The following is an 8,331-nucleotide window of genomic DNA, read 5'->3' as shown; positions in this document are numbered from 1 at the left end:
AGGTTGCTGGGCCGCCGTCAGGTAGTAATTAGCGGGTTTTGGCTAGGCGGGCGACTTCTGAGACGAACCATTCGACGGCGTAGACGGGGTCGCGTCCCCCGCCCTTGACAGCCGCATCGGCCTCGGCTGCGGCGATGAGCGACTGGCCGAGCGCCACCTCATTCCACCGCCTCACCTCACGGCGGGCCCGATCGACCTGCCACGGAGCCATCTTCAACTCGGAAGCCAGCTCGCCGCTGGTGCCTGAGAAACCCTGCACCTTCGCCATGCCGCGCAGCTTCATCGCGACTGCCGCTACCAGCGGGACCGGGTCGGACCCCGTCGACAGGGCATGCCTGAGCAGGCTGAGTGCGTTCTTCGCGTCTCCGGCCACTGCCGCATCGGCGACCTTGAAGCCCGTGGCTTCGACACGGCCGCCGTAGTACTGGTCGACGACCTCGGCGGTGATCGTGCCCTCGGTGTCTTCGATGAGCTGGTCGACTCCGGCATTGAGTTCGGCGAGGTCGGAGCCCAGCGCCGACATGAGCGCGGCCATTCCCGCTTCGTCGATGCGCCGCTTCGCGGCCTTGAACCGAGTCTGCGCGAACTTCGCCCGATCGCTTTCGTTCTTCAGCACCGCCGCGTCGATGCGGGGATAACCGGCGGAATCGAGTTTCTTGATGAGCTTCGCTCCCCGATTGCCGCCGGCGTGCAGCAGCACGACGACGGCGTCATCGTTCGGAGCGTCCAGATAGGCCAAAGCGTCACTCAGGAAGTCCTCCGAGCACTTTTCGACCGCATCGACGACGATGAGCTTCGAGGACGAGAACAGAGACGGTGAAGCCGCCATCGCCAACTCGCCGGCCTGGTACCCGGCAGCGTCGAATTCGATCTCTTCGGGATCCTGTTTCCGTGCGGCCGACACGATGCGGTCCTTGGCCATGCGCACGAGCACCGATTCGCCACCGGAGATCATGACGACAGGGGCCGGTTTCGCCGAGCTCCACGGGATCAGGGTCTTCTTCACTGCCATGGCCCCAGCCTATCGCGGCGGCCCGACATGGCCGGCATGGCGGACCGGCACCCGCCACCTCATCCCTTGTCCTCCGGACACCTGTGACCCGTGCTGAATCGACTCTGCGCGTAGAGCGCAACCGAACCGCAGTGATCGGTGCGCAGCACTGGCACGGGACCGAAGGAGCGCAGCGACTTCTCACTCGGATGCCCGTAGCTGTTCTCCCCCACCGAGACGATGCCGAGCCCGGGAGCCGCGGCCGTGAAGAACTCGGGTGCCAGATCGGAGGAACCGTGGTGCGGTGCGACGAGCACATCCACCGGCTGCACCTGTTGGGCGAGCACGTACTGCTCCTCGGCTCCGACGTCGCCGGGCAGCAGAGTGCTCAGCCCCTTCTGTGCGACCCGCACCACCAGGGAGTCTTCGTTGCGCAGCTCCTCGTCCTCTGCCGCAGGGACCGAGCGCAGGGGCGGCCACAGCACCTCCAGACTCGCCGTCTCAAAGGTCAGCGTCTCGCCGCGGTGGGTGGGGACCGCCTCGGCGCCGGTGTCAGCGATCACGCGCCGGGCCTCGGGCGAAGTCGCGACGTTCGCGGAGACGAACAGCCGGTCGGCCTTTCGCCCCCATGTCGTGCCCGCATAGCCGGCGAAATGGTCGGCGTCGAAGTGGGAGATGAGCAGATCGAATTCCTCGATCCCGGATTCGTCGAGGCAGGTGTCGATGGGTTTTGGCTCGCGCCCCGTGTCGACGACGAGGCCCCGACCCTCACCGAGGTTGATCACCGCGGCGGACCCCTGACCGACATCGCAGACGAGAACCAACCATTCCCCGGCCGGCGGCTTCGACCTCACCGAAACGATGACGGCGGCGGTGAGCAGGCAGCACAGAACGAGGACGGGCAGACCCCAGAGGCGACGACGGACGAGCATCCACGTCCCGGCCACTGCGAGGCCGAGCAGACCGAGCGCCAGCAGCGTTCCGACCGGCGGCACCGGCCAGTCCAGCGCCGCTCCCGGCAGCGCGGCGCAGACTCGGGCGACGAGGACGATCCACCAGGCCGGGAAGGACCCGATCCACGCCAGCAGGGCCGAGACGAAGTCGGCTCCGGGCACACCTGCCGTCGCGATGCCGGTGGCCACGAGGCTGAGGAAACCTGCCACCGTCGCCGGCATGACCGCCGGTGCGGCCGCGGCGTTGGCAGCCACCGACCACAGACCGATGCGCGGGTCGATCGCCACGAGCACCGGGGTGCACGCAAGCTGGGCGACGAAGGGCACGATGAGCGCGGTCACGAGCACCGTGGGCGCCAGCGGCAGGTGCACGGCGAGACGGCGCAGCAGGACCGGGACGACGAACATGATCGCAGCCGTGGAGACCACGGACAGGACGAACCCCACCGAGGTGGCCAACACCGGCACGAACGCGAGCAGCAGGCTCGCCGTCGAGCACATGACCGCGACCGGGGAGATCCCGCCGCCGCGCAGGAAGACGAGTGCCGCGGCGATCGCCATTCCGGCCGCGCGGATGGCGCTGGGTTCGAATCCGACGATGAAGACGTAGCCGAGGCAGGTGAGCACACCGATGCTCACGCGCAGCCGTGGGCCGGCTCGGCAGGCTCCGGCGAGCAGTCCGGCACCGAGGCTGACGATCGTGACGTTGCTGCCCGATACGGCCGAGACGTGGGTGAGGGAGACGACCCGCATATCGTCGACCATCCGGTCGTCCTGAGGCGAGGTGTCACCGACCACGAGTCCGGGCAGAAGCCGTCCTCCGTCATTGCCAGCGGCGAGAGAATCGACGCGGAGTTCGGTGCGCAGCCTCTCACGCCACTGCCACAGTCGGTTCGGTTCTTCGAGCACCTGTGGTTCCGCCTCAGTCGAGCGGATGTCGTCGAGGCGCTGAGTGCGCATCCGCACGGTCGCTCCGTCGACGGCGGTCTCAGGACTGAGCACGTGGGTGAATCCGGTGGGGGTGAGCAGGGTCAGTCGCGTCCAGCCGGACGCTCCGGGCTCACTGTGGCCGACGACGAGCCCCGTGGTCTCGACCTCATCGTCCGGTCCGTGAGCGGCAGCCAGGGCGGTGATCTGGATCGTCAGCAGACAGGTGAAGACGAGGACACCGACACCGAGGTGGTGGTGCCGTCGCAGGATCACGATACCGAGGAGTCCGAGCACGGGAACGCCGAAGAGCACCCACGGCTCCGGTGACAGGAGTGCGCTGGCCCAGAGGCCGGCGGCACAGCAGAGGAGGCGGACGGAACCCGGCCACAGCGCCGCCCGCTCCCGTACCCAAGCGACCACGGACCCGCACCTTTTTCGCAGGGCAATGAGTCTGCGCTCCCACGCCTGCTGCCGAGATCGCCACGTTCGCAGCCGTGTGCGTACGGCTGCGGGGACCGGGTCAGCCGACGGTGACAAGGTCTTTGAGGCTTTCGAAGGTCTTCGGCCCGATGCCTTTGACGAGCAGCAGATCCTCGACGCTCGCGAACGGCTGCTGGCTGCGGTGGCTGATGATCGCCTCGGCGGTGACGGGTCCGACCCCGGGCAGCGTCTCCAGGGTGGTGGCGTCGGCGGTGTTGAGATCGACCTTCCCCGCCTGGCCGGGTGCCCCACCACTCGCCGCGGCGGATGAATCGGCGGTTCCCGGCGAACCGGCGTCTCCACCCGCGCCCGCTCCCCCACTTCCGTCCGAACCGGTTCCGTCCTGACCGGTCCCGTTCGCCTCGGCACCATCGACGTCGGCTGCCGGTTCCTCTCCTTCTGCCGGGATGTGGATCTGCTCACCGTCGGCGACCACGCGCGCCAGATTCACCGCTTCACTGTCGGCTCCTGCGCTCAGCCCGCCGGCGGCTTCGACAGCGTCTTGGACCCTCGCACCCGCCTTCAGCGTGACCACGGAGGGGTCGTTGACCGCTCCGGTGATATGGACGATCACTTCCCCGTTCGCATTCGCCGACTTCGCCGAGGCGGCTCCTTCCTGTCCTGCGGCTGCTCCCGCTGTTCCCTCGGCCGACCCCTCACCGGTTTCGCCTATTTCACCTCCCTCGCTGGTCGCGCCAGGCGACTGACCGGCTTCCGTACCTTGGCTGGGATCGCCACCGCTGCCCACGGGCGAATGCTGTGGTGCGGGGCGGAAGAGGAGGAAGGCGAGGACGAGGATTCCGACCGTGGCGATGCCGAGAGCCGCCAGCACGGGCAGACGCACGCGACGGGGTTCGACGGGTTCTTCGTCACCGGCGGTGTCGGCGGTGTAGACGTCGCCCGGCACCCAACCGCCGCGCTCGGCACTGGCGCCCAGGAGGCCGGCGAAACGATCATCCGGAGACACAGCCATGGTCCGAGGTTAGGGAGCGCCGGCACACGGCGGCCAGGGCGGAATCGTCGCCTGTGGACAGCGCATCTGCGTCCACAGGGCAGAGGTGATCAAGTCACCCGAGCATCCCCAGGCATGAGTGTGTGAGTCAGGGCGTGGTCTGCACGGTCACACCGACCGTGCCGGGTCCGACATGCGCGGTGATGATCGTCGACAGCGTCCTGAACGAGGAGTCGAATCCGAGCTCGCGCAGCCGCGAGCTCAGCAGTTCGGCATCCGCGGTGTCCATCTCCCCTTCGGCGTTCTGGACCTCGACGTGCACGGTGTCCTCGGGATCGGCCACCTCGGCGGCGGCCTGCGCGGCCAGGGCGACGATCTTCTCCAGGGCTTTGGTGCGAGTGCGTACACGGGCGAGCGGAACGACGACTCCGGCGCTGAGACCGAGCACGGGGACGATCTGGAGAGCCCTGCCGAGCAAGGAGGACGCGGCGCCGATCCGGCCGCCTCGGAGCAGGTGTTCGAGGCTGCCGGGGGCGAACACGGAGCGGGTCTCCGCCGCGCACCAGTCGGCGATGGTTCCGGCAATCGATTCGGCGTCGAGTCCCTGCCTGATCCCGGCTACCGCCACGGACAGTGCCCCAGCCAATCCCGCCGAGGTGGTCCTCGAGTCGACGACATCGATGAGGATGTCCTCGGCTTCGGCGGCATTGACCGCGGAATCGCGGGTGCCCGAGAGCTCCGCGGACATGGTCACGACGATGATGGCTTCGGCACCGTCCTCGCGCAGCCGTGCATAGGCGTCGGCGAACTGAGCCGGGGTGGCCATGGACGTGGTGACCTCGACTCCGTCGGTCATCGTCGCGCACAGGTGCCCGGCATCGACCTCACCGTCGGCGAAGGCGACACCGCCGATGAGCACGGTCAGCGGCACCACGGCGAAGAGACCGCCGGTGGCCTCGCTGAGCTCTTCGCGTTCGTCAGCGGAGAGCTGCGCCGTGGAGTCGGTGACCAGTCCGATCCTCATGGACGGCCCAAAGCCCGATACGTCCAGCCCGCTGCCCGCCACAGTTCGGGAGTGAGCACATTGCGGCCGTCGACGAGCACCTTCCCACTCACGAGTTCGGCGGTCGCCGCCGGGTCGAGGTCGCGGTATTCGCGCCATTCCGTCAGCAGCAGCACGGCTTGCGCCCCGGTGATCGCCACGGCGGTGTCGGCGACGTAGTCGAGTTCGGGGAACGACTTCTGCGCATTGCCGATCGCCTGCGGATCGGTGACGGTGACCAGCCCGCCCTGGGTGGCGATGAGTCTGGCCACGGCCAGGGCCGGCGAGTCGCGGACGTCGTCGCTGTCGGGCTTGAACGCGGCACCGAGGATGGTGATCTTCTTGCCGATGAACGACCCGCCCAGGGCATCGCGGGCGATGTCGACCATCCGCACACGACGGCGCATGTTGATCGAGTCGATCTCCTTGAGGAACGCCACCGCCTGATCGGCGCCGAGTTCCCCGGCCCTGGCCATGAAGGCGCGGATGTCCTTGGGCAGGCATCCGCCGCCGAAGCCGAGCCCGGCGTTGAGGAATTTGCGGCCGATCCGGTCATCCATGCCGATCGCGTCGGCGAGCTGGGTGACATCGGCTCCCGATGCTTCACAGAGTTCGGCCATGGCATTGATGAATGAGATCTTCGTGGCGAGGAACGAGTTCGCCGCGGTCTTGACCAGCTCGGCGGTCGCGAAGTCGGTGATCATCCGAGGAGTGTCGTCGGCGAGGATCGAGGCGTAGACCTCGTCGAGGGTTGTGGCCGCGGCCTGCCCGGGTTCGCCGTCGGCGACTCCGTAGACGAGACGATTCGGGTGGAGGGTGTCCTCGACGGCATGGCCCTCTCGCAGGAATTCCGGGTTCCACATCATGGCGGCGCCGGTGTCGGCGATGTTTCCGGCCAGTCGCTCGGCGGTGCCTACGGGAACGGTCGACTTTCCCACAACCACCGACGTCGCAGTCAGGTGCGGGTGCAGCGATTCCACGGCCGCATCGACATAGGTGACATCGGCGGCGAACTCACCGGGCTTCTGCGGAGTGCCTACGCATACGAAGTGCACGGCGGCGTCGGCGGCGCGGGAGACATCGGTGGTGAATTCGAGTTTTCCGCGCTCCTGAGCCTTCACGAGGAGTTCACTCAGTCCCGGTTCGTAGAAGGGCGGACGACCGGAAGTCAGGGCCTCGACCTTCTCCGTGTCGACATCGACTCCCGTGACATCATGGCCCAGAGACGCCATGGCCGCCGCATGGACCGCGCCCAGATATCCGCAACCGATGACTGAAATCTTCAAACCGAGCTCTCCTGGGTATTGGCATGCGTTTTCGACCACACTATATGCCACCCGGTTGCACGATATGTGGAGGTTGAAACAGTAGGCTTGGAATTGTGAAGCGTTTCCTTGATTTCCTCACCAACTCACCGGCGGCCGTGACGTTTGCGGTGCTCACCGTGCTCGGCATCATCGCCTTCGCCATCCCCGGGCTGCACTCTGCGGCCTGGATCATCGGACTCGTGCTGTGCCTCGGCGTGATCGCCGCGCTGCTGATGTTCCACGGCGAATGGCGACGAGCCCAACAGCAGATCGACGCACTGCGCCAGCAGCTCAGCGTCGAGCGCGGTCGGATGGACACTCTCGGACTGACCCCGGTGGAGGACACGGTCGAGCTGCTTCCCGATGAGCGTCGCGCCCGTCGCATCCTCGAGCTCATCCCGGATTCGTCGGGCCTCGTCCAGTCCCTGCGACTCGATGCGACCTTCGCCACCGTCGCCGTCGACGAACTCGAGCCGCTCACCACCTTCTGTGCCGAGTTCAAGAAGGTCAGCTTCGACAACCCGCGTTCGCACACCGCGTTCATGAACCTCTATCGGGCAGCCGAGGGCCTGTCGATCTGGGTGAAGGAGGAGACCCAGGTCTCCCCCGATGATGCCGGCACCCGTGAGATCCGTCCCGGCGATGCCCGCAAGGACGGCTGGCGCGGCTACACCGAGGCTCAGAGCCGGGGCGAACGCCTCAGCGACGACCTCGTCTCCTCCCGGTGGGAGTTCAACCAGACGGCCCTCGAACTCGGACTCGTCTCAGGCACGCCGCCGTTCAACGACTGAGGCTCAGTGCCGGATCCACCAGGAATCGACCGGAGCCACAGGTGTGCGGCGTTTATGCTCTGAGCGGCGGTACTTCTCGATGAGCGCCGAGGCGGCCGCGGGCTCGATCGCCTTCCCCTCGAGGAAGTCATCGATCTGGTCATAGGTCAGACCCAGCGACGATTCGTCCGTCTGCCCGGGTTCGTCATCGAGCAGATCCGCGGTGGGGACCTTGACGATGAGATGTTCGGGAGCGCCGAGGTGGCGCAGCAGTTCCCGTCCCTGCCGTTTGTTCAGACCTGCCAGGGGGATGACGTCGGCCGCGCCGTCGCCGAACTTTGTGAAGAACCCGGTGACCGCCTCGGCGGCGTGGTCCGTGCCGACGACGAGCGCCTTCTTCTCCCCTGCCAGCTCGAACTGCGCGATCATCCGCATCCGGGCCTTGACGTTGCCCTTGCCGAAATCGGTGATCATCTCTCCGGTGGCCTTCTCGTACTCCTCGGCGGCCGCATCCGTGGCGGCGCCGATGTTGATCGCCAGCTCATGATCGGCGGCGATGAACGACAGAGCATTCTGGGCATCGGCCTCATCGGTCTGCACATGGTGAGGCAGGCGCACGGCCCAGAACTCGGCATCGGCCCCGCGGCGGCGCAGGTCCTCCACCGCCAGCTGGCAGAGCCTGCCGGCCAGTGTGGAGTCCTGCCCGCCGCTGATGCCGAGCACGAGACCTCTGGCTCCGGTGGTGAGCACATAGTCGACAAGGAACTCGACACGGCGGGCGATCTCCGTCGCCGGGTCGATCTGCGGTCGTACGCCGAGGGCGTGCCGGATCTCGTCTTGAACTCTGTTGTTCGTCATGCTCTCACCAGTCGTAGTCGGGGACGAAGCGCCGCCGTCCGGCGCCCG

General features: G+C 67.3%; 7 protein-coding genes. 1 reads left to right on the top strand and 6 read right to left on the bottom strand.

The window, feature by feature from the left end:
* Window positions 1-28: 28 nt before the first annotated feature.
* The 5 genes from holA to ACSBQT_RS16920 form a co-directional block, all read right to left on the bottom strand.
* Window positions 29-1,012, bottom strand: a complete 984-nt coding sequence (holA, locus tag ACSBQT_RS16940) for a DNA polymerase III subunit delta (protein ID WP_410711468.1) — start codon at window positions 1,010-1,012, stop codon at window positions 29-31.
* A gap of 59 nt (window positions 1,013-1,071) precedes the next feature.
* Window positions 1,072-3,294 carry a ComEC/Rec2 family competence protein gene (locus tag ACSBQT_RS16935; protein WP_410711469.1) on the bottom strand — a complete coding sequence of 741 codons (2,223 nt, stop codon included), beginning with the start codon at window positions 3,292-3,294 and terminating at the stop codon, window positions 1,072-1,074.
* Window positions 3,295-3,394: 100 nt separating this feature from the next.
* Entirely contained in the window at window positions 3,395-4,327 is a 933-nt protein-coding gene (locus tag ACSBQT_RS16930; protein ID WP_410711470.1) for a helix-hairpin-helix domain-containing protein, read from the bottom strand.
* A 127-nt stretch (window positions 4,328-4,454) separates the two neighbouring features.
* Window positions 4,455-5,330 carry a DegV family protein gene (locus tag ACSBQT_RS16925; RefSeq protein ID WP_410711471.1) on the bottom strand — a complete coding sequence of 292 codons (876 nt, stop codon included), beginning with the start codon at window positions 5,328-5,330 and terminating at the stop codon, window positions 4,455-4,457.
* A complete protein-coding gene (locus ACSBQT_RS16920; RefSeq protein WP_410711472.1) occupies window positions 5,327-6,634 on the bottom strand; it encodes a UDP-glucose dehydrogenase family protein in 1,308 nt (435 codons plus the stop codon). The genes ACSBQT_RS16925 and ACSBQT_RS16920 overlap by 4 nt, the downstream gene beginning before the upstream one ends.
* A gap of 95 nt (window positions 6,635-6,729) precedes the next feature.
* Here ACSBQT_RS16920 and ACSBQT_RS16915 point away from each other — a divergent pair, with 95 nt between their 5' ends.
* Window positions 6,730-7,446, top strand: coding sequence for a hypothetical protein (locus ACSBQT_RS16915; protein ID WP_410711473.1), 717 nt, complete (start codon window positions 6,730-6,732; stop codon window positions 7,444-7,446).
* Between the two features lie 3 nt (window positions 7,447-7,449).
* On the opposite strand, the gene nadE is transcribed toward ACSBQT_RS16915, so the two are convergent.
* Complete coding sequence (nadE, locus tag ACSBQT_RS16910; protein ID WP_410711474.1) at window positions 7,450-8,283, bottom strand: ammonia-dependent NAD(+) synthetase; 834 nt, start codon at window positions 8,281-8,283, stop codon at window positions 7,450-7,452.
* Window positions 8,284-8,331: the final 48 nt, after the last annotated feature.

The sequence above is a fragment of the Brevibacterium sp. H602 genome (genome assembly GCF_051172395.1).
Classification (GTDB): Bacteria; Actinomycetota; Actinomycetes; order Actinomycetales; family Brevibacteriaceae; genus Brevibacterium.
Note: the sequence above shows the minus strand (reverse complement) of the source record. Positions and strands in the feature narration are given on the sequence as shown.

Coding starts and splice junctions, on each gene's coding strand:
- ACSBQT_RS16925 (WP_410711471.1), bottom strand. CDS start 5,330: ATGAGGATCGGACTGGTCACCGACTCCACGGCGCAGCTCTCCGCTGAC.
- nadE (WP_410711474.1), bottom strand. CDS start 8,283: ATGACGAACAACAGAGTTCAAGACGAGATCCGGCACGCCCTCGGCGTA.
- ACSBQT_RS16930 (WP_410711470.1), bottom strand. CDS start 4,327: ATGGCTGTGTCTCCGGATGATCGTTTCGCCGGCCTCCTGGGCGCCAGT.
- holA (WP_410711468.1), bottom strand. CDS start 1,012: ATGGCAGTGAAGAAGACCCTGATCCCGTGGAGCTCGGCGAAACCGGCC.